Raw genomic sequence first — 21,365 nt, 5'->3', positions numbered from 1 at the left:
TCGAGACAACGATGACCGCGGTATTGATGACCTCATGACCGAGATCGACCATCTCTTCGTTCACTCAACAGCCGAGGCTAGCGTGCAAAGCTGAGACTCTGAGTTGGAACACTTGAACGTCGCTTGGTCAGGGCGGTATCCCTGCTCCCCGCAACAGTGGCATGTCTTTGAGGTGTACGCGGGGTTCACCGTCTCCACACGAATCCCTTTCTCAGCCGCCTTGTAGCGGAGTTGGGCGTGCATCTTTCCGAAACCCCACCCGTGGAGTCTCCGGTTCATGAACGCGCCGTAGTCCATGTTCTCGCGGATGTGCGTCAAGTCTTCGAGGACCAGTACAGGATTCTCGAATTGATCGGCATAGGCGACCACCTCCGACGTAACCGTGTGGAGAATATCGTCAATCTGTCGCCAAAGCGAGTCCCCGTAGGACTCTGCGATACGTTCGCTTCCGCGTTTCTGAAGGCGTCGAGTCGCCGTGAAGTACGTTTCACGGAGTTGTCGAACTCGCGTACCTTCGCCGTTCCAAAGGTTGGGTGTAGCCGGGGAGCCGCGCTCGTCACGGTGACACACCGTTACCAAAGAGGCTTCCCCGATGTCTACCCCGATCGGCGTTTCGGACGCCGAACTAGTTCGTTCCTCCACGTCTCTTGTTGCGACGACGTGCAAGTACCACTCACCGCACCGGTCGAACAGCCGACACTCGCCCATCTTCGCGTCCCCCGCGTGCAACGCTTCCAGCCACTTTCGCTGTTCGGGATTCGGTTGCGCGGGGAGCCATAGGTTGTAGTCGTCATGGTGCGGGATTTTGACGTACCACTCGATGGCGTTCTGCGGCTTGTGGTCAAGCTTCGGGCCTTCGTTCGTGAACCGGACAGGGTGGTCGTCGTGAAGTTCTTTTGCGTCGTAGCTTCCGCCACAGAGTTGCGGGACGTACTTCTTCAGGGCGTTCTTCGCGTACCCTGAAAGGTCGTAGTTGACCACCACGTCGTTCGCTTCGGTCTGAGTGGTACAATTCGCGTTGAAAGCGGCTTCGAGAGCGTCTTGATACGCTCGTTTTGTCTCACAGAGTTTTCGATGCTTGTGCGCGTTCGGTTCCACAAGCTTGAGTTCCAGCGTCTCAGTGAGTTCGGTCACGTGTCACCCTCCTCGTGTCGTCCCGAGAAACGCGGCGCGTTTCTCGTGTGCCAAACAGAACTCATGAGTTCTGTTGACGCTGGATGTAGTCTTGGACTGTTTCGCTTGAGACATGCCCTGCTGTCCCCGCGTAGTAGCCGCGCGCCCACTTGATTTTCTCGCCGTCGTGGTCAGCGTAGCGGTGGTTGTACTTCCGCGAACTGATGCCTTTGAACCAGTTGGCGAGAAGTGACGGCGCGTGCTTCGGGGGACTACTCACGAACAGGTGAACGTGGTCGGATTGGACGGTGAGATCGATAATCTCCAATCCTTTTTCATTGGCGATTTCGTTCAGGATTCGCCGCACACGGTCTTCGACCTCGTTTACCAGTACCGAATTGCGGTACTGAGCGGAACCCTGTTCCGCGATGTCCGCAGAATCATCGGTTCTGCGAGACTTTGGTAACCACACTATGTGGTAGTTAAGGTTGTAGATCGCGTGCCGTGTGGTCTTCATCCGTGCTACACACTATGATGAGTAATCATCTTAAAAATACTGAATAGCGTGGGAAATCCAGCCGTTCGTAGCAACGTATCTCGGACGCACTATGCCTACCGCTCGACCCGCGCCTGAAGACGCGGGTATGCGCTCGCACTATGTATCAGCGGCGTGGATTTCGCCTGCTACTGTATCGCGAGTCGAACCGCATCCGCAAGCGCGTTCACTCGAGCGACGTGTTCGTACGAGCCATCTCGGACACCGTTTGTCACGTACGAAAAGCCGACGTTCTCCTCGGGATCGGCCCACCCGACGCTACTGCCGAGTCCGGCGTGTCCGAACGCGTGCGTCGGTGACAGGGATCCATACGGCGCGACTGTCGTCCCACCCTTCCAGAAGCCAAGCGAGAACCGGGCCTCTCGCCCGAGTGTCCCGTCAGCGTCCGTTTCGGCCTCGAGTCGCGTCACCGTTTCGACGGTCTCTGGCGAGAGGATGCGAGTGCCCTCGAGTTCGCCGCCGTTGGCGAGACAGGCGTAGAAGCGCGCCATATCGGTCGCGGTCCCGATGCCGGTTGCAGCGGGGATGACAGCCCGGTGAATCTCCTCGGTATTGAACGGCGCGGCGACCGCGGTGTGATCACCTAGCCCCTCACCGGGGTCGCGACAGCGGTCGAACGGCTCGAAGGCGACGAGCGTCGCGACGTCGTCGTCCTCGTCCTCGCGGAGGCCGATTCCAGTGTCGTCCATCCCGAGCGGCTCGAAGACGCGCTCGCGGGCCGCGTGCTCGATCGGCGTTCCCGACACCCGGCGGACGAGTTCGCCGACCAGCCAGCCGAACGTCAGCGCGTGGTAGGCGGGGACCTCACCCGGCGGGGAGACCGGGTCCATCGACTCGAGGGCGTCAACGACGGCGGTCCAGTCACTCCAGCGGTCGGGTCGGTCGTCGATCTCTCCCCGTGGGAGGCCAGCGGTATGGCTGAGCACCTGTCGAACGGTTATCTCGGCCTTTTCGGAGCCCTCGTCGGCGAACTCGGGCCAGTGCTCGACGACACGGTCGTCGTACTGGAGCGCCCCCTCCTCGACGAGCGAGTGCAGCGTCACGGCCGTGTACGGTTTCGTACACGAAAAGAGGACGTGGCGCTGGGTCGGCGTTTCCTCGCCCCCGTCCGGCCCGGTCGTCCCGCCCGCGAGGTCGAGCACCTGCTCGCCGTCGACGAAGACGCTCAACTGTGCACCGTGATGGAGGCCCACCTCGAGGTGACGATCGAACAGGGCAGCGATTCGCTGGCGATCGGATTCGACAAGTCGTGTCATACCATCCGACTCAAGCGGGAGGGTTGTAATCGTTCCCTTCCTGACAGCGGATCCGAGCTCCGAGTGCAGAAGCGTGCTCAGTCGCAGCGGTGCCAGTGTGGTGTCGACTTGAGGCGAGGAAGCGCCGTCTCGAGGTCGAGTTGGGCAGCGCCGTAAAACCGTTCCCGGCCAACGGGGGTGCGAATGCGTATGATCACGGTGTTGTCCGTGACGCAGAAGATCGATAGCGACCGGGAACCGCCCGATTGTTCCCACTCGCTGTGGAGAGTGCCATCGTCGTCGACCACGTGCGATCCGAGTTCCCAGCTTAATCGAGTGAGGTGAGGAAGATCGAACGGAACAGCGTCGGGAAGAGAAACACCCGCGCCACTGCCGTTCTGAAAGCCATGGGTAGCCATACCAACCAGTATGGAACTCAACGTGAAAAAGACATCTATCTCCTCACGGTTATCACGAACAGTTCGAACGGGCCGAACGTGGCGGTTCAGACGGGTTACTGTCAGTCCGTCTCAGTCGCCCGGCGTGGAGTCGGGTCGATACGCGCGACTGATGACCTTCCAGTGGCCCGTCGTGAACCGGTAGTAGGTGACGACGGCGGGAACGAGCGTCTCGAGGATCAGCGCCGCGTAAAGGGCACCGATCCCCAGCGGTGTCACGGCCTCGAGCACTGGAATCGGTGCCGAGACGGCCCCGAGGGCGGCGACGGGGAGGGCGAAGACGTACAGGCCGAGGACCTGCCCGTAGAACGGCCAGCGGGTGTCGCCGCTGGCGCGCAGTGGGCCGGTCGCGCCACCGCTGATCCCACGGAAGACGACGCTGACGCAGGCGACGGCGATGAACGTCGTTACGAGCGGCAGGATCGACGGGTCGGAGACGAAGAGGCGACCGACCTGCTCGGCGAAGACGAGGACGAGCCCCGCGCTGACGATGTAGACGCCCGTTCCGAACCAGAGCACGTCGCGGCCGTACGTGTCCGCACGTCCTTCCTCACCCGTTCCGAGTTCCTGTCCGACGAGGCTGCTCGAGGCGAGCGAGAAGCCCCAGCCGGGGGTGTCCATCAGGTCCCGGACGCGGCGGGCAACGACGTAGGCGGCGAGGACGTTCGGCCCGAAAAGCGCAACGATTGCGAGCATTGGGAACTGTGCGGCCCGGCGGGCAACGTTCGTAAAGACGAGCGGCCCGCCGATCGAGAGCACGTTCCGGACGTCTCCGGCCGTCGCCGGGAGCTGTGAAACGCTGAGCGTGACGGGAAACGCGCCCAGCAGCGGGAGTCGGCCGACTGTGAAACCGACCGAAAACGCAGCCAGCACAAGGACGTTCGCGACGACCGTCCCGATCGCTGCGCCGACGACACCGAGTTCGAGCCCAAATATCAACACGGCGTTGAGCCCCACGTTGACGACGGCCCCGCCGGCCCGAAGCATCATCGGCGTCCACGCGTCGTCAGCGCCGACGAGGGTTCGACTGGCGATGAGGTTCAGCCCCGCAAACGGGATACCAAGGGCGACGACCTCGAGATAGCGCGCGCCGTAGGTGATCGAGTCGGCGTCGTTCCCGACCAGTGCGATCAACTGTTGGGGCAGTGCCAAATAGAGCGCGGCAAGCGGAAGCAATACCGTGAGGACGACGAGACCGCTCGTCGTCACCGATCGTGAGAGGGCCGCGTGGGTGCCGCCGGTGTAGCGCTGGGAGACCAGCCCGATCGTCGCGCCGGCGATGCCGCCGCCGATGCCGAACGCGAGCCCCCAGTACGGCGTCGCGAGGCCGACGCCAGCGATCGCTGCCGGTCCGAGGGCGATCCCGACCATCGCGACGTCAGCCGCGGATTTGGACATCCGAGCGATCCCCGTGACGATCCGGGGCCACGCGAGGTCGGTCGTCCGTTCGACGCGCTGCCGGTCGATGACGCCGACTCGAGCGAGCAAGGCACCGATCGAAAGCAGGAGCCAGCGAAACGGATTCGGCACGTCACGCCATCGAGAACTCACAGGAATTCGTTTGCGATCCAGCAGTAAAGGACTTCATATTATCGTGTTCTTCGGGATAGAACGCTGGTGTTTCTGAAGGAATGTACTGCCATCGGGTATTATATCACGATTTTTCGTTTCTCACTCCGGGTCACGATGGCGACTCGAGCGCAACCGTGAGAGAGTGGTCTTTCCGAGTTCGGTGGCACCGACCCGTTGTACCGCGATGTAGACGAACAGCGCGCCGAAGAAGGTCGCTGGCGTCAATACGAGATGCCACCAGATCGTCTCACGAATCTCGTAACCAGCGAGATGCAGCGCCTCAGCGGTCCGTTGTAGCACGTACAAGACGGCTGGGTGGGTGACGTAGATCCCGACGGCGTAGTTTCCCCACGACGGCACCGGCGAGGACGACCCGAGCGCCGGCCTCGAGAGGAGCCAGACGAACAACGAGAGGGTAAACAGCGCGGTTCCAATGGTGTAACTCGAGGTGTAGACTCCCTGGGCGAACGTCTCCCCGCCGACGACGTAGCCCAGTACGTATCGTTCTCCCAGATGGAACACGCCGAAAAGAAGGGTGAGTCCAAGATAGAGCGGGCTCCGCGCCGCCGTCGGCTGCCAGCCACGCGCGGAAATAGTGTATCCGAGACTGGTGTAGAAGAACCCGAAGAACAGCGCGTCTCTGACCTCGAACGGAACGTCCACGAACATCGTATAGCTCGTCCCCAGGAGGCCGACGATGTGAAATCCGAGCGAAATCGGGAGCAGATATGTCGTCTTGTCCTCCCTGACGAATACATACACGAACGCGAACGAAAAGAGCAGCGCCGGCAGGAACCACAGGATTTCGGAGATCGAATTTCCGTAGTACAGGAGCGCTGACGGCGACATGAACTCGGCCAGTCTGTGACTACTGCTGGGGACGATAGCACCGTTTTCGGCCCCTGTACGCAGGACTGTTCCGGCGAGGAACACCGGCGCAGCGAGTGCCAGTCCGAACGCATAGAGCGAGACGATCGTCGTGGCCCGTTTGCTGAAGTAGTCAGTGAGGTTGCGACGAGTCGTCTTGCGGGCGAAAAAGTACCCGGCCGTCATGAAAAAGAACGGGACGACGAATCGCGCGGCGGAGTCGATCACGAAATTCGCCATGTTGCCGTACACGCCGACCCCTCTGAACGGATCCGTATGAATCGCCACGACGAACACCATTGCAACGATTCGCATCGAGTCGATACTGTAGATTCGCCCAGTCATCGCTCGAGCGATCCGTGTCTCTTCGGTGCAGCAATCCCGCCAGCGACCACGGGCGAAGGCTGTACCGCTGTCCTCGGTGCGTGTCGGCACACGGTGGTGCCGGTCGTTGCCATCCGTCGATCGCTGTTTTGCATACGTTTCGCGTGATCTCCCGGCGCAGTTACTATAGACGACGTAACGCCGTTTCGTCGCCACAGCGCGTTTCTCGCCCGCTTTCGTCGACTGCAACGATTTCTGCGACGCCTGTGACGCTGTTGTACCGCGTGCAAACCGCACATCCGCGCGTTCGGTACGTCGAGCCGATCGCCACCGTCGTCCCCGAATTCAGTCCGGCGGGTTCGTTGTGAGACGGCAAACAGTCACGACACTCCCTTCGGCGGTTCCTAAAATCCGCGCGTGACTCCGTCGTGACGATCCAGGACCGAGTCCCAGCCCCCGTTGCGTTCGACCGACGTTTTTATTCCCGGCCCACCAACTGCGGGTATGAACCGCAAGGAGTTTCGTGATCTGGCGTCGCCCGAGGCAGCCCGCGAGGCGATCGACTCGCTGTCGCTCGAGGGCGGCATCGACCGCGTCTCGCTCGAGGATGCCCGCGGCCGGGTGCTCGTCGCTCGACTCGACGCCGAACTCGACGTGCCGGGGTTCGACCGGGCGAGCCTGGACGGCTACGCACTCCGGGCACGGGACACGTTTGGGGCCGACGAGGCCGATCCAGCCCGGCTCGAGGTCGTCGGCGCGGTCCACGCCGGTGAGGAGCCGACGATCGACCTCGAGGACGGCCAGGCTGTCGAAATCTCGACGGGTGCGGTGATGCCGTCGGGCGCGGATGCGATGGTTCCCGTCGAGCGGACGGATCGCGTCGAGCCACGCTCGACGGACAGCGCGAACGGCGACGCCGCGAGCGAGACGGGAGACGACGGCGACGAGGTGCTGATCCGCACGTCGGTCGCTCCCGGCGACAACGTCATGTTCGCTGGCGCGGACGTCGCCGCGGGCGAGCGGGCGCTCGGTCCCGGAACGACGATCACGCCGCGGGATATCGGACTGCTCTCCGCACTCGGCGTCGACGAGGTGCCTGTCCGCGCAAAGCCACGCGTGGGGATCGTCTCGACGGGCGACGAACTGGTACGCCCGGGCGAGGCCCTCGAGAGCGAGCGAGGCGAGATCTACGACGTGAACAGCTACACGATCGCCGCAGGGGTCGAGGACGCCGGCGGCGAGGCCATCCTCTACCCACACGCCGGCGACGACCAGGACGAAATGGAGCGCATCCTTCGGGAGGCCGCCGACGACTGCGATCTCGTGCTCTCGTCGGGCTCGACCAGCGCGAGCGCGGTCGACGTCATCTACCGGATCATCGAGGAACAGGGCGACCTGCTGCTCCACGGCGTCAGCGTCAAGCCCGGCAAGCCGATGCTCGTCGGTCGGCTGGATTCGTCGGCCTACGTCGGCCTCCCCGGCTACCCCGTCTCCGCGATGATGGTCTTTCGAACGTTCGTCGCGCCGGCGATCCGCGAAGCTGCCGGCCTTCCGGAGCCAAAGGCAGCGACAGTCCCCGGAACGATGGCCAGGTCCGAACGGTACGGTGAGGGACGGCTTCGGCTCATGCCTGTCGGACTCGTTCAAAACGGCGACGGCGAGACGCTCGTCTACCCCGTCGACAAGGGCAGCGGCGCGACGACCAGCCTCGCCGAAGCCGACGGCGTCGTCACCGTCGACCCCGAGACCGACTACCTCGAGGCCGGTGAATCGGTGACCGTCGACCTGTTCTCGCCGGACGTTCGGCCACCGACGCTGCTCGGCGTCGGCGAGGACGACCCCACGGTGAACCGGCTACTCGATGGGCTGGAGAACCCGCGCTATCTGTCGGTCGGCTCACGGCCGGCCGTGCGTCGGCTCCGTGAGGGCGTCCCAGACGTCGCCGTGCTCGCAGGACCGATCGACCGTGACCTCGAGGCCGACGAACTCGGCCGCTGGAGCCGCGAGTGGGGGCTCGTCGTCCGGCCGGGCAACCCCCACGAACTCGAGGGGCTGGCGGATCTGGTCGATCGCGACCTTCGATTCGTCAACCGGACAACCGACTCGGGGCTTCGCTCGACTCTCGAGGCCGCGATTGACGACCTCGCGGCCGATCGCGGCACGGACCGCCAGAAGCTTGTCGCGGCGATCGACGGCTTCGACCTCGGACTGCGTGCCCACGAGAGCCCCGCCCGGAAGGTGATCGCCGGCGACGCCGACGCTGGGTTGGGGCTGCGTGCGACTGCCGAGCGACTCGACCTCGGCTTCGTCTCTCTCGGCGAGCAACCGGTGTGCGTGTTCGCAAACGCCGACCGCACGGCCAAAGCAAGCGTCCGTGAACTCGCGGCCGCTCTCGAGGAACCGCCCACAGAGCACTGACCGGAGCCCACGTGGGCAATGGAGCGGGTCAATTCAACGAACCAGACAGTCAGCCACTCCAGAACAGTGATTTTTACGCCAGTACGGTGTACGACTGGTGATGTCCACGATCGCCGAATTCCGGCTACCCGCGGCGGAGACGACACTGGGGACGGCACTCGAGTATGCACCCGAGGCCACGTTCGAACTCGAGTCCTCCGTCTCGAAGACTCGTCCCTCCCTCTGGGTGTCCGGCGTCGACCGTGAGACGGCTGTCGCCGCGTTCGATGCGGATCCGTCAGTCGAGGGGTACGAGTTGCTCGTCGAAACCGAGTCGCGACTGCTGTTCGATGTGAACTTCGCCGATGGGACGGCCCGTCTTCGCGACGAACTGCTCGCGGATGGCGGCTCCTTGCTCGAGATGTGGGGCACTGATGGCTGGTGGCAGGTTCGGGTCCGCTTTCGCAACCGGGATACCCTCTGTGATGCGTACGACCGCCTCGAGGCGGCCGGGATATCCGTCGATCTACGCCGCGTGACCGACGTCAGCGGCGTCACGGACAACGAAACGCGGCTAACGCCCGAACAACAGGAAGCCCTCGAAGCCGCCCTCGAGCACGGCTACTTCGAGATCCCGCGTGGCATCTCCATGGAGGAGTTGGCCGATGAACTGGGGATCTCCCATCAGGCGCTCTCGGAGCGATTCCGGCGCGCCTACGAGACGCTGGTCGGCGACGAACTCCAGCCAGCCGGCGAACAGCCCCCACTCGAGTGACCGGCTGAGACTGCTGGTTGCCATTGGCTACCGGCACGCCCACACGACGGGTCGTGAGTGTGTCGGCACTGACTGACAATCGGCATGAAGAAACAGCGCTGTGCGAGTCGAGTGGCGGGCGTCCCTCAGTCGCTCGAGGAAAACAGTTCGCGAACGAGCGCCGTATCGGAACCATTGGGGATCGTCGGCGGGACGGCCCCGGCACTCGAGTCGACTGAATGCCCCGTTTTGACGTGGTGGTCGATCGCCTTTCGTGATGGGGTTCGATCGGATGACTCGTCGGTAGTGCTCGCCTGCCACTCGCAGTTGAGACAGTACTTCATCGCAGTTCTACTTCAGTCTCCGACCGAACTCATGAATTCGTTTCGGTCTCGACTGACTCGAGTCTGCTGCTCGTTCTGGCATCGATCATCTACCGAGGAGGTCACTAAAACGGACCAGAAGACACACCGAACGGCATCCATCAGAACAGCTCGTCGAACGACTGGACGCGGTAATCGCCACGCACACACCGGCCACGGCGCTCGTGGCCGACGCGTTCGACGTGAATCGCGTCGAGTCCGGCGTTCCAGGCCGCGCCGATATCGTTCGAGCCATCGCCCGCGAGCACGCCCTGATGACCGTTGTGCCCGACGCCGAGTTCATCCATCACACACTGGACGGGTTCCGGATCGGGTTTCCAGCCGGTCTGTTCGGTACAGCAGAGTCGGACGTCGAACCAGTCCTGGATATCGAGATGTTCGAGCACCGGCTCACAGAGGAACTCCTGGCAGTGTGTGACCAGCCCGACTGGGACCTCGAGGTCGGTGACGAAGGCCGCATCGTCGTGCAGATAGGTCTGTTCGGCCCGCACCAGTGGCTCTTCTTCCTCGTGGAAGGCATCCCAGAACGTCTGGGGGTCGATGTTCCACTGGCGGAGCTGGCGATCACGGGAGCCGGTCAAGCCACTCCAGAGGATGTCGGCTTCGCGGTCGGTGAACTCCCGTCCGAGGCGGTCACCGACCCGGTCGAACACCTCACGGGTATACGACCACTCGACGTCCACGAGCGTCCCGTCGAGGTCGAGCAGCCAGAAGTCGTAGTCGCCGTCCATCGGAGAGTACGGTACGGTCGTCTCGAGTAAAGATGTATCGCCTATGGGGACTACCGTCTTTGCACGAAGCACCCGTCGATCGTCGGCACTGCTCGCTAGTCGCGTTTGTCGGTGACTCTGATACTCGAGCCCAGATACTTCGAGAGCACCTCCGAGACGTGGTCGGCGTTGAACGTCTCGAGGTCGGCCGCAATCTCGGCTTTCAGCGCCTCAAAGTACGCCTGATCGACCTGCAGTTCGCGAAAGGAGACCGATTCGACGGGGTCGCCGAGCCACTCCTCGGCGAGTTGGCGACCGTACGCCGCGTCACCGAGTTCGCCCCGCCAGAGCGTATCCCGGAAGAACAGCCAGCCCTCGGTCCCCGGCTCCGGGGCCTCGAGAGCGAACGTGACGCTCGTCTCGGCGGTCGCCGGCTCGATCGAGACCGACGGGTCATCGGCCTCGAGGCGGACCTGTGCACGAAAGACGTACTGGGCCTCCATCAGCCGAGCGTCAGGCGTCTCGTTCGGATTCGATCAGGCCGGCCATCTCGATGTCGGCGTCGGTGATCCCGCCTTCCTCGTGGGAGGTCAGCCGGATCTCGACCTCGGCGTAGCGGATCACGATTTCGGGGTGGTGAAACTGCGCCTCGGCAATCTCGCCGACCATCTGGGCGAAGTTGACGCCGCGGAGGTAGTCGTCGAACTCGTAGGTTCGAACGATCTCGTCACCCTCGCGCGTCCAGTCGTCCGGAAGCTGCGTTTCGATTTCGTCATCGGAAAGCAGGTCAGCCATAGTCTCCAGGACGGAACGCAGTCAAATAATGATTGTGCCACGCAGGGCCGTCACTGACTCCGTTACTCACTTTCGGTAGTACTACAGAACTTGAAGTCACCGACAGGGACTTATCGGCGAGTCGAGTAGGTTTTGGCAGTGTAATGTGCGATCTGTCTGCAGACTGCTCGAACGACGGCACCTGTCAACTCGTCCTCCGAAACGAGCAAACGGGGATCAAAACGACCGAGTACTACTGCAAGGCACATCTCGTTCTCCGGGTCTGGGAAGTCGAAGACGACGACGAGCTACACATCGTTAACGCAACCAAGCTCTGGCACTGAGCGACGCCGATCGAAGACCAACGACCGTCCGCTCGTCTCCAGTTAATCGCCGCTACTCCCTGTTAATCGTCGTCAGTCGCCTCGAGTTGGGTCCCAGTAGCCATCGAACCAGCGCTGCTCATCGACGGCGCGATCGGGCCGTCGTCGCCGCCGAAGTCGGGATCGAACAGCTGGAGTGCGGTGTTGATCGTGCTCCAATCGTCCTCGGCTGCGGCTTCTCGCAGGCTTCGGGTCGGCGGTGCAAGCAGTTGGTTGACCAACGCGTCGGCCATTGCCTCGATAACCTGGCGCTGCTCGTCGGAGAATTCCTCGCCCTCGAGGCGTGAGAGGGCCGTTTCGAGCTCACGATTTTTTATCCGGTCGGCGGATTCATACATCGCGGCGATCACCTCGTCCGCGCGGGCTCGCTTGTACTGCTCACAGAGCAACTCGAACTCGTGGTCGATCATCGACTCGACCTCGCGGGCCGCGTCGGCACGCTGTGCTCTGGTTTCCTCGGTGACCGTTTCGAGATCGTCCATATCGTAGACGGTCACAGTCGACAACGAGTCGGCAGCCGGAACGACGTCACGCGGCTGGCCGAGGTCGACGACGACCTGTTCGGTGGCGTCAGTCGTGGCCTCTTCGTCGACCGCGAACTGTTGTGGCCCGAGAATCGGCTCCTCGCTGCCGGTCGCCGTCACGACGACGTCCGATTTGCGGGCGACGGTGTCGAGCGCCTCCAGTGGAACGCCACTGGCCTCGACGTCGAGTTCCTCGGCGAGGTGTTCGGCATGCGAGGTCGTCCGGTTCGCGATAATGAGTTCCGACACGTCGGCGGCTGCGAGACTCCGTGCCGCGAGTCGTCCCATCTCGCCAGCGCCGACGACGAGTGAGGTCGCGCCCTCGAGCGAGACGGTTTCGCTGGCGAGTCTCGTCGCCGCAGAGCCAAGCGAGACGACGCCGTCGTTGATTTCAGTCTCGGTCCGGGCGCGTTCGCCGACGTGAATCGCTTTCGTCACGGCGGCTTCGAGCATCTCTCCGATCCCGCCGGCGCTGCGGGCGTCTTCATAGGCAGTACGTACCTGTCCAATGATCTGGTCTTCGCCCAGAACGACCGACTCGAGTCCGGCTGCAACAGAAAGCAGGTGGCGCAGACTCTGGTTGTGGTCGGCCACGACGACGGCGTCGTCGTTAACGGGTGCGAAAAACTCGTCGAGTGCGGCCCGGCCGACGACGCTGTCGGTGGCGACGACGTAGGCTTCGACCCGGTTACACGTCGAGAGTACGTACGCCTCCTCGACCGATGGGACGGACAGCAGGTCGGCGACGGCGATTCGCTGGCTCTCGGGTGTCACCGCAGCGATATCATCGACGCTACCGGTCTCGTGAGTTACTCGCCCACCAGTTACGACTCCTGCTGGAATCACTGTCGGTCACCCCCAGCAGGCAGTTCTGCATCCAACACGTCCTCAATCACTTGCGCACAGTTGGAAGTACCTGTACGTAAAGCTGTCCAAACATCCGGAGAATTGACGACACCGGTGACGAGCTCGTGTCGTCGCCTCGGGTCGACGTTTCGTGCTTTGAGTTCCGTCCGGAGCTGTCCACAGAGCGTTGCCATCGCCCCTGCTCCTGAAAGCGTCTCCTCGAGTTCCTGACGGAGGTACTTGCTCAGTGCCGGAGCCGTCCCACCGGTCGCGATCGAGACGATGACGGGATCATCACGGACCGTCGCGGGAACGACAACGCTACCGGGCTCTCGGTCACCCGCCCGGTCCGCACGATTGCGGAGGATCCCTCGGCCTCGAGCGGCGGCCGCGACGGCGTTGTTGACCGCTTCGTCGTCCGTGGCGGCGACGACCAGCGCGGGCTCGGCTCGCTCGAGCCAGTCGTCGACGTCGGCAGGGTCGGGAGCGGCCCGGATCAACTCGGCAGTACCGAAATCGCCATCGGCGAACACGGGGCTGACGACAAGGACGTCGGCTTCGCGGGCGAACCGCCGGGCCTTCCGGGCACCGACGGGGCCGCCGCCGAAGACGAGCACTGTCGTCCCAGTGAAATCGTGTGCGAGTGGAATCATGCTGGATTGTGGGGTTGGCCGTCGGCAGTGATGCAGACTCGATGGTGGTGTCAGCGCGCTCGTCCAGCCGACTACCAGTCTCGGTGTCCGTCGGCTGCATCGGGTCGACGTCCGCGACTATACGTGAATCTCGGAACTGGCCAACTATAAGGAGTCCGGACATGGTGTGCCACGGCTATCGATCTCATGATACGAACGCACATCGCAAACAGTGATTCCGATGCAATCTCGTCTCCAGAAACATTCGTCTACTTGGACCCCGTCTACGTGGATCGGCAATACCTCCGTCGGGCGTGAACTATCGGCCAGCCACAAACTCTCAGCGGGCCGTATTTAGTCGCCTCTGACGCCAGTAACCTCGTAACCGAGTTCCTGAATATCCTCGAGGATCGCCTCGTGGTCGGCGCTTGCCTCGTAGTAGATGACGATATCGAAGCTTCCCTCGCGGAGCAGCTGCTGGCACTCCCAGACGAACGCCTCGTCCTCGAGTGTCAACCCCTGATGTTGGTTCGAGGAGAAGTCGGTGTCGTCGTTACCCGAGTAGACGTAGCAGTCTTTCGGATCGTGGCCCGAGTGTTCGGCGATGATGTCACCGACGTCGATGGTCGCCTGCATCATCTGGACGTCCTTACTGCCGTCGTACGTCGTATGCACGACGGCCCCGTTGAGTTCGATGTCGCCGGGCTCGAGTAATGCTTTGGTCCGCTGATAGAGGTCGTCGTCGATCGCGTCTGGCATTGGCCGAGACGACGACGCCCGGACTGATAGCCGTCACGATTTCCGCGACAGCCGCGTGTCACGAACGGTGTCTCGTGTCGCTCCGTACCACACAAAACACATAGGTAACCATACCATCTAGCTGGACAATGAAGCGGTGGCTCCGTCAGCGTGTCGATACGGCCTACGAGCGGGTACTTTCGCGAGAGATCTCCGGCGCACCAACCCACGTCGCAGTGATCCAGGACGGGAACCGTCGGTACGCCCGTGGAAAGGGAGGGAACGCTCACGACGGTCACCGAGCGGGAGCCAAGACGACCGAACGCGTCCTCGAGTGGTGTCAGGACATCGGCGTCGAGGAGTTGACGCTGTATGCGTTCTCGACGGAGAACTTCGACCGGCCGGAGGAAGAAAACGAGGCGCTGTTCGACCTCCTCTGTGAGAAACTCCGGGAGTTTGCCGACGCCGACCGTGTTCACGACAACGAGGTTCACATCCGCGCGATCGGTGAGGTCGAACAGCTTCCCGAGCGCGTTCGTGACGCCGTCGACTACGCCGAAGCACGCACACGCAGCTACGACCAGTTCGTGCTCAACATCGCGCTCGCCTACGGTGGCCGGTCACAGCTGCTCGAGGCGATCCACGGGATCGCTGCCGACGTCGACGCGGGCGACATCAGCCCGGACGAGATCGACGTCGAGACGATCGAAAACCGACTCTACGACCGCCCGGTTCGCGACGTCGACCTCATTATTCGGACCGGCGGCGACGAGCGCACCTCGAATTTTCTGCCGTGGCACGCAAACGGCAATGAAGCCGCGGTCTTCTTTTGTACACCCTACTGGCCGGAGTTCTCGAAGACCGACTTCCTCCGCGGGATTCGGACCTACGAACACCGCGAGGAGTCGTGGCGTCGGACCCGCGCTCGGCGTGGCCTTGCCTTGCTCGGTGCGATCAGTGACACCGAACTCGTCGAGGCCAGGTCGATCGTCGAACGGTTCCGAGACTCGCTGCCGACAGCCGAACAGCCGACGCCGGAGGAGTTAGCAGGATCCGACAGCGAATCGGTCGACGGGATCGACTCGAGCGGGCAGACCGCCGACTAACGATTATAGTACGGGACAGCTGTCCGTACGGGGCCGCTGTCCGCCCACGCTACTGCCCGAATCGCCGGGAGCGATTACAGTACTCCCTGACCGCCCGCAAGAAATCACGTTTGCGGAAATCCCGCCAGTTGACGTCGGTGAAGTACAGTTCCGAGTAGACCGACTGCCAGATCATGAAATCGGAGAGTCGCTCTGCCCCGGTCTTGATAACGAGATCAGGTTCCGACGGAAAAATGAGGTGGTCTTCGACCTGTTCGTCGTCGATCTCGTCGGGTTCGAGTTCGCCCGCCTCGACGCGTTCGGCGAGCGTCCGGACGGCACTGGTAAACTCGTGTTTGCCGCCGAGCCCGATCCCGATTCGGATCGGTGCATCCGCACGGGTTCGATCGTCCGGGCCGCGAACAGCCACCTCACGGGGCGCGTCGATCGTCTCGAGTTCGCGTCGCAACGCGGGAACGGCCGCGGCATCGAGGACGCTGACGTAGACCGTGACCTGGTCGGCGTACTCGAACGCCCAGTCGAAAACGTCCGTTAGCGTCTCGTATGCGCCACGCTCGAGGAGGTCGCGTTCGGTGATCACGAGCGCGATATGCTCGGGAGGGTCGCCATCGTGGCGACGAATCCGAAGAGCGAGATACCGTTCGTACAGTCCCACGCGCTTGCGTTTCCGGGCCGATGGTATAGGGTTACGGATTTGGTCGCTGCAAGGAGGTCGATCAACACTGGTATCTGCCGACGACTGTCCACTGTGGACGTACCGTCGTTCGAAACAGACCGCTTTCCTGTCAAGTCCCACCGTTCACCAGGCAGCACCGTTGAGACGGGTGAGAACGGCCGCAGCGTGGTTCACGAACCTTCAAGTGAACGCCACAGAAAGGACTCGATATCGTGACAGCACCCGTCCGGCGAGCGAGCGTCTTTGCGGTCGTCTGTACGCTCACACTCGCCGTCCCTCTCGGTGGCCCCGTGGTTGGGGCCGCGATCGCAGCCGTCGTGATCCTTGGGGCGCTTGCCGTAACCGATGGCCCTCTCTTCGATCTCCTCGCCTATCCAAGCGACTACGAAGACGGTCGTCTCTACGGGCTTATTACGTTCGTCCTCGCGGCCGTCGCGCTGGGCCTGATCGCAGTCACGACGTCGATGTCGATCACAGTCTTTGTCGGGACCGCCCTCCTCGTCGGGTACGGCAACCTCGCAGCGCAACTCGCTCGCCGTCGAACGGACCACGACGTCGTCATCGTGACCGCCTTCTGTCTGGTCGCAGCGACCGCTGGCGTCGCCGGGCAAGCCATTACGCACGTGCTCACTGACGGCGCTGGCGCACTCGAGTCGGTCACGTCGACGCTACCGGTAATGCTCTTTCTCGGGGCGGGCGGGGCATTGCTCGCCGCGTTGCTCCGTGACGTCTTGCTGTCTCAGGACGATCCCATCGTCATGCTTTCCGTTGGGCTCCTGTGTTGGCTCCTTGCCGAACTCGAGCCCACCCACAATCTGCTGGCGATCGTCGCGGCACTCGCCGTCACAATCGCGCTTGGCTATGCCTCCTATGCACTCGAGACGGCCTCGATCGCCGGGATGCTCACTGGAATCCTGCTTGGCCTACTGACGATCGTTCTCGGGGGGTATGGCTGGTTCGTCGTCCTCATCTCGTTTTTCGCGATCGGTGGGCTCTCCTCGAAGTTTCGCTACGAACAGAAAACGACGCTCGGCGTCGCCGAAGACAACAACGGTGCCCGCGGCAGCGGTAACGTGTTGGGCAACGCTGCGGTTGCGATTGTCGCCGTGCTTGGTTATGCGTCGAGTTCGGCGACTCTGTTTCCCGGTGATCCTGACCCGACCCTGTTTCTGTTTGCCTTCGCCGGCTCCGTCTCGACCGCCATGAGCGACACACTCTCGAGTGAGATCGGCAGCGTCTTCGACACGCCTCGATTGATCACGACCTTAGAACCCGTCGAACCCGGCACCGACGGCGGCGTGACCTGGCAGGGCGAAGTCGCCGGTATCGTGGGTGCGACCGTGGTCGCAGGGATCTCTTACGTGCTTTTCCCGGAGGTCACCGCCATCGGCGCGGGGATCATCGTCGCCGCCGGCATCGTCGGGATGACCGTCGACAGCCTCCTCGGTGCGACCCTCGAGGGACGTGTACTGGGTAATCAGGGTGTCAACTTCCTCGCGACGCTCTCGGGCGCGATCGTCTGTGCACTGCTTGTCCTGTCGTTTGCCGTGTTCGGGTAGCCGCGGCAGGTGTTCGGGTAGTCATGACAGGTGTTCGGCCTCGAGTCGAGAGTCGGGATTCGACGTTCGGATCGGACTGACTCGGAGCGACAGGAACCGACGAAATGGAGCCGACACACCCACCCCACGTTTCCGACGTATCGAGCCGCAGTTGAGGGGGCGTGTCGAACGTCGGTGTCACCCACACCCCGCGTTTCCGTCGTTTCGTGGCGAGAACGAGGGTTCGAGAGTGATGCATTCAGGGTCTTCGAAACCTGACCGTCTCGAGATTGGATAGATTAAAGTAGAGTGAATGAGAATATTCCATTGGCCATACTTCGTGTACTGACAAAACAACGGTAGTTCGTTTTGTCGGTCGAACTAACCGTTCACACGATAGCTCCGCTTTCACTTCCACCAGTCTCGTGTTCACCTACACCAGTCCTGTTTCCGCCTGGTATCTGGGGATAGAACGATTATCTCTCTCATTCGGAACGATTATCTCTCCGGTTCGATTTCTCCGAACGACTCTTTCAACTGGAGTCATCCCTCTCTCCGAGTTACGACGGAAACGTGGGGTGTGTGGGTCAGCCGGTCTTTGCCATCATTCCATCGCTGTCTCCCCATTCGTTGCCGGACGTCGGAAATACGGATGTTCTATCAAATACCTTACTTGCGGTGTCTATGCCTCATACCATTCGAATTCGGCAAAGATACGTCGGAAACGAGGGGTGGCCAGCTTCACCAAATTTATACACGTACCGCTCTCACTACCGTATATTAGATGACACCCGACTCCTCATCCAGTTCCGTCGACGATCCACTCTTTGACTCCGGACACCGAATCTTCTCGAACAAGGATCTCCTCAAAATCGGCCACGTTCCGGAGGCCGACCGGATCGTCGGTCGTGATGAGGAAATCGCGAAGTTGGCGAAGCGTCTGAACGGCGCAGTACACGGGTATTCGCCGGAGAACGTCATGATCTACGGGAAAACCGGTGCGGGAAAGTCACTGGTCTCGAGACACGTCTCCCAGCGCGCACAAAACGCGGCTGAGGCGGGTGTCAGTATCGGAACGGCGTACATCGACTGTGCAGAGGATAACACGGAGACACAGGCGGTATCCTCGCTTGCGGCGAAACTGAACGACGAATCGATCACCGACATCACGGTCCCACACACCGGTCTCAGTACGTCGAAGTATTACAAACTCCTCTGGAAAACACTCGATGCACAGTTCGATTCCGTGATTATCATTCTCGACGAGATCGACCTGATGAACGATGACAGCGTGTTGATGAAACTCTCGCGGGCCGAAGAAGCGGGCAAGATCGACTGCAGCATCGGGATCATCGCGATCAGTAACAAGATCCAGTATATCGATAAGCTAAACGAACGGGTCCGAAGCAGCTTCCAGCACAAGGAGTTGTTCTTCAAACCGTACGACGCGAACCAACTCCGTGAGATCATGGCCAATCGGGAGGACGCATTCCGCGACGGCGTCCTTTCCGAGGACGTGATTCCACTGTCCGCCGCCTTTGCCGCCCAAGAACACGGCGACGCTCGGAAGGCCATCGATATCCTTCGCCATGCCGGTGAGGTCGCCTACGAAGACGGCGCTGCGAAAGTCCAGGAAAAACACGTCCGACAGGCCCAACAGCACGCCGAAAAAGACCGATTCCGCGAACTCGTCAACGGCGCGCCCACGCAGGCGAAAGCTGCCTTACTCGCGTTGACCGAACTCAGCGTCAACTCCGACGACGATGCGTTCCTCACGAGCCGTGTCTACGACCAGTACGAACGAATCTGCGAACATCTCGAGATGGATATTCTCTCAGTCCGTCGCTTCCGCGATATCTTGAAAGAACAGGCGTTTCTCGGCGTCGTCGAAATCGAAAAAATCAACAAGGGGAGCGCTGGCGGCATCCACCTTCAAAACCGGCTCATCGAAGACCCCCACGTCGTCCGCGAAACGATCCTCGAGGATTCCTGGATGCGAGACTGGGCTGCCGAATAGCGGTCGATCACCTTGCTGACGGACCGAACGATGGTGTTTCGGCGACGACTAGACGACGGAAACGTGGGGTGTGGTATGATACCGCTGGCCGTGAGTTATCTCCAAGATCATGAGCGATGAGGTCAGCCAACAGTGTGCGGAAACGACGGAAACACGGGGGGAGGGGTGAGAAACAACGTCGGAAACATGGGGTCCGGCGGGGACGTCGGAAACGTAGGGGGTGGCAGATCGAGTATCCGAGTTCGATCGGTCGGATAGTGTCGGTCCGACTGACAGCAGTCAGTATCACTCCGTTTCGGGTGCGTCCTCGGCGATATCGTCGATCGCATGAATACGGACGGCGGTGGGCCGTTTGGTGAACTGGCCGAGCGATCGAGCGATGATCCGCTCGACGCCGCGGTCGGCCGCCAGATCGAGCAGCTGTTGTTCGAGGATTTCGTCGAGGATAATCGTCTTCGGGGCCGTCTCGAGCGACTCGAGGACGTCGTACGCGTCGTTCGCATCGGCTTCATCGAGGCGGGTGCCGTCCGCATCGAGCGCGCGGACGCGGCCGGTCTGCCCTCGGATGAGCTCCGTCGCGTGATCGTAGACGGTTTTCGGGTCGGTGGACTCCGCCGACGTCGTCTCGGCGGCTGTCTGGTCGGACGACGTCGTGGGCGGCTGTGTCGTCGTTGTCGCGTTCCCGTTGGTTCCGTCTTCGACACCGGCACAGTCGGTCACGCTTACGTCGGGCGACGGTGGGACTGGACTCGCGGTGTCGGTCTCGGCGGTCGAATCGGGTGGTTTGTCGGCGTCGTTGGGGTCGATGTCGGACGCTTCCGGTGCCGGCGTTGCACTACCGTCGGTCGCGGCGACGGCCTCTCGAGGCTCGTTTAACTCCGAGATCGTCTCGTAGGGTACTTTGTTCCGTAAGGCCCCAAACAGCTGGTGGTGGTCGAGGTCCTCGACGGAGGTGCCCGAGGGTGCGAACGCGACGTAATCGATGTCGCCGACCTGCGAGAGTTCTTCGAGAATGAGGTCGCCGCCACGGTCGCCGTCGAGAAAGGCGGTGACCGTACGGTGGCGAGTCAGTTCGGCCACTGCGTCGGGGACGTTGGTTCCCTCGACAGCGATCGCGTTTTTGACGCCGTATTTGAGAAGCGTGAGCACGTCAGAGCGGCCCTCGACGACGATAATCGCGTCGCTGTCGGTCACACGGGGGCCTGCTGGAAGTCCTTCGTATTCGGTAATGTCCTCGACGCGGACATGCTGGCGCACCTCCGCGAGGATCTCTTCGGAGCTCATCACGCTATCGTCGAACCCGGTTCGGAGCAGTTCCTTTGCGCGTTCGACGACCGCTTTCCGTTTTGCCGCCCGCACGTCTTCGATCTCGGTGACCTCGAGGTCGGCCCGGCAGGGACCGACCCGGCTGATCGTCTCGAGGGAGGCCGCAAGTGTTGCGGTTTCGACCTTGTCGAGGCCGGTTGCGATGGTGAGGTGGCCGTGTGACTGGCCGCCGGTGCTCGTTATTTCGACGTCAATACGCCCGACTTTCTGTGACTGGCGGAGATCGCGGAGATCGAGTTCGTCACCGAGTAAGCCTTCGGTCTGCCCGAAGATGGCACCGACGACGTCGCTGCGCTCGACGACCCCGTCGGCCGTAACGTCCGCGTGAATAAGGTATTTCGAGGTGTCTTCCATGGGAGATCGACCTGTGGCACCGCAAAGACGGTACCACAACGGTTTATGTGGTTTTGGGTCGTGACGGGGAAATAGCTGTTGA

21 protein-coding genes are annotated in these 21,365 nt (G+C 62.1%); 6 read left to right on the top strand and 15 right to left on the bottom strand.

The annotated features are described in order from the left end of the window. Positions 1 to 60 precede the first annotated feature (60 nt). From BW940_RS03020 to BW940_RS02995, 6 genes are all read right to left on the bottom strand, one after another. A complete protein-coding gene (locus BW940_RS03020) occupies positions 61 to 1,134 on the bottom strand; it encodes an RNA-guided endonuclease InsQ/TnpB family protein (RefSeq protein WP_235847765.1) in 1,074 nt (357 codons plus the stop codon). Positions 1,135 to 1,195: 61 nt separating this feature from the next. Continuing rightward, positions 1,196 to 1,630, bottom strand: coding sequence for an IS200/IS605 family transposase (gene tnpA / locus BW940_RS03015; RefSeq protein ID WP_076607681.1), 435 nt, complete (start codon positions 1,628 to 1,630; stop codon positions 1,196 to 1,198). 167 nt (positions 1,631 to 1,797) lie between these two features. Further along, positions 1,798 to 2,925 carry a serine hydrolase domain-containing protein gene (locus BW940_RS03010; RefSeq protein ID WP_076607680.1) on the bottom strand — a complete coding sequence of 376 codons (1,128 nt, stop codon included), beginning with the start codon at positions 2,923 to 2,925 and terminating at the stop codon, positions 1,798 to 1,800. Between the two features lie 77 nt (positions 2,926 to 3,002). Then, complete coding sequence (locus BW940_RS03005; RefSeq protein WP_076607679.1) at positions 3,003 to 3,323, bottom strand: hypothetical protein; 321 nt, start codon at positions 3,321 to 3,323, stop codon at positions 3,003 to 3,005. Positions 3,324 to 3,434: 111 nt separating this feature from the next. Then, positions 3,435 to 4,913: an MATE family efflux transporter gene (locus tag BW940_RS03000; protein WP_173834834.1), complete on the bottom strand. Its 1,479-nt coding sequence runs from the start codon at positions 4,911 to 4,913 to the stop codon at positions 3,435 to 3,437. Between the two features lie 120 nt (positions 4,914 to 5,033). Further along, complete coding sequence (locus tag BW940_RS02995) at positions 5,034 to 6,146, bottom strand: acyltransferase (RefSeq protein WP_076607724.1); 1,113 nt, start codon at positions 6,144 to 6,146, stop codon at positions 5,034 to 5,036. Between the two features lie 483 nt (positions 6,147 to 6,629). On the opposite strand from BW940_RS02995, the gene BW940_RS02990 reads away from it, so the two are divergent. Next, entirely contained in the window at positions 6,630 to 8,543 is a 1,914-nt protein-coding gene (locus BW940_RS02990) for a molybdopterin biosynthesis protein (protein ID WP_076607677.1), read from the top strand. Between the two features lie 100 nt (positions 8,544 to 8,643). Continuing rightward, on the top strand, positions 8,644 to 9,297 hold the full coding sequence (locus BW940_RS02985) for a helix-turn-helix domain-containing protein (protein ID WP_076607676.1): 654 nt from the start codon (positions 8,644 to 8,646) through the stop codon (positions 9,295 to 9,297). Between the two features lie 125 nt (positions 9,298 to 9,422). On the opposite strand, the gene BW940_RS02980 is transcribed toward BW940_RS02985, so the two are convergent. From BW940_RS02980 to BW940_RS02965, 4 genes are all read right to left on the bottom strand, one after another. Then, positions 9,423 to 9,620, bottom strand: a complete 198-nt coding sequence (locus BW940_RS02980; RefSeq protein WP_076607675.1) for a hypothetical protein — start codon at positions 9,618 to 9,620, stop codon at positions 9,423 to 9,425. 140 nt (positions 9,621 to 9,760) lie between these two features. Continuing rightward, positions 9,761 to 10,390 carry an HAD family hydrolase gene (locus tag BW940_RS02975; protein ID WP_076607674.1) on the bottom strand — a complete coding sequence of 210 codons (630 nt, stop codon included), beginning with the start codon at positions 10,388 to 10,390 and terminating at the stop codon, positions 9,761 to 9,763. Positions 10,391 to 10,485: 95 nt separating this feature from the next. After that, positions 10,486 to 10,872 carry an LWR-salt protein gene (lwrS, locus tag BW940_RS02970; protein ID WP_076607673.1) on the bottom strand — a complete coding sequence of 129 codons (387 nt, stop codon included), beginning with the start codon at positions 10,870 to 10,872 and terminating at the stop codon, positions 10,486 to 10,488. Between the two features lie 10 nt (positions 10,873 to 10,882). Further along, entirely contained in the window at positions 10,883 to 11,164 is a 282-nt protein-coding gene (locus BW940_RS02965) for a 4a-hydroxytetrahydrobiopterin dehydratase (protein ID WP_076607672.1), read from the bottom strand. 143 nt (positions 11,165 to 11,307) lie between these two features. Between BW940_RS02965 and BW940_RS02960 the strand changes: the two genes are divergently transcribed. Further along, on the top strand, positions 11,308 to 11,487 hold the full coding sequence (locus BW940_RS02960) for a hypothetical protein (RefSeq protein WP_076607671.1): 180 nt from the start codon (positions 11,308 to 11,310) through the stop codon (positions 11,485 to 11,487). A gap of 62 nt (positions 11,488 to 11,549) precedes the next feature. Here BW940_RS02960 and hemA read toward each other — a convergent pair whose 3' ends face one another. The 3 genes from hemA to BW940_RS02945 form a co-directional block, all read right to left on the bottom strand. Continuing rightward, positions 11,550 to 12,896, bottom strand: coding sequence for a glutamyl-tRNA reductase (gene hemA / locus BW940_RS02955; RefSeq protein ID WP_076607670.1), 1,347 nt, complete (start codon positions 12,894 to 12,896; stop codon positions 11,550 to 11,552). Beyond that, positions 12,893 to 13,549 carry a precorrin-2 dehydrogenase/sirohydrochlorin ferrochelatase family protein gene (locus BW940_RS02950; RefSeq protein WP_076607669.1) on the bottom strand — a complete coding sequence of 219 codons (657 nt, stop codon included), beginning with the start codon at positions 13,547 to 13,549 and terminating at the stop codon, positions 12,893 to 12,895. The genes hemA and BW940_RS02950 overlap by 4 nt, the downstream gene beginning before the upstream one ends. Before the next feature lie 333 nt (positions 13,550 to 13,882). After that, complete coding sequence (locus BW940_RS02945) at positions 13,883 to 14,287, bottom strand: DUF5778 family protein (RefSeq protein WP_076607668.1); 405 nt, start codon at positions 14,285 to 14,287, stop codon at positions 13,883 to 13,885. Positions 14,288 to 14,415: 128 nt separating this feature from the next. Between BW940_RS02945 and uppS the strand changes: the two genes are divergently transcribed. Continuing rightward, entirely contained in the window at positions 14,416 to 15,372 is a 957-nt protein-coding gene (gene uppS / locus BW940_RS02940) for a polyprenyl diphosphate synthase (protein ID WP_076607667.1), read from the top strand. Between the two features lie 49 nt (positions 15,373 to 15,421). Here the strand turns inward: uppS and BW940_RS02935 are convergent, their stop codons facing one another. Further along, positions 15,422 to 16,027 carry an undecaprenyl diphosphate synthase family protein gene (locus BW940_RS02935; protein ID WP_076607666.1) on the bottom strand — a complete coding sequence of 202 codons (606 nt, stop codon included), beginning with the start codon at positions 16,025 to 16,027 and terminating at the stop codon, positions 15,422 to 15,424. A gap of 233 nt (positions 16,028 to 16,260) precedes the next feature. Here BW940_RS02935 and BW940_RS02930 point away from each other — a divergent pair, with 233 nt between their 5' ends. Both BW940_RS02930 and BW940_RS02920 read left to right on the top strand, forming a co-directional pair. Continuing rightward, positions 16,261 to 17,607 (top strand): DUF92 domain-containing protein, encoded by a 1,347-nt coding sequence (locus BW940_RS02930; RefSeq protein WP_076607665.1) that lies wholly within the window; start codon positions 16,261 to 16,263, stop codon positions 17,605 to 17,607. Between the two features lie 763 nt (positions 17,608 to 18,370). Then, positions 18,371 to 19,603 carry an orc1/cdc6 family replication initiation protein gene (locus BW940_RS02920; protein WP_076607663.1) on the top strand — a complete coding sequence of 411 codons (1,233 nt, stop codon included), beginning with the start codon at positions 18,371 to 18,373 and terminating at the stop codon, positions 19,601 to 19,603. Between the two features lie 285 nt (positions 19,604 to 19,888). Here the strand turns inward: BW940_RS02920 and dnaG are convergent, their stop codons facing one another. Further along, positions 19,889 to 21,283, bottom strand: a complete 1,395-nt coding sequence (gene dnaG, locus BW940_RS02915; protein WP_076607662.1) for a DNA primase DnaG — start codon at positions 21,281 to 21,283, stop codon at positions 19,889 to 19,891. Between the last annotated feature and the right edge of the window lie 82 nt (positions 21,284 to 21,365).

Origin of the sequence: Natronorubrum thiooxidans (genome assembly GCF_900156475.1) — an archaeon.
Classification (GTDB): Archaea; Halobacteriota; Halobacteria; order Halobacteriales; family Natrialbaceae; genus Natronorubrum; species Natronorubrum thiooxidans.
The sequence above is the reverse complement of the archived record's forward strand: the minus strand, read 5'-3'. Positions and strand labels throughout refer to the sequence as shown.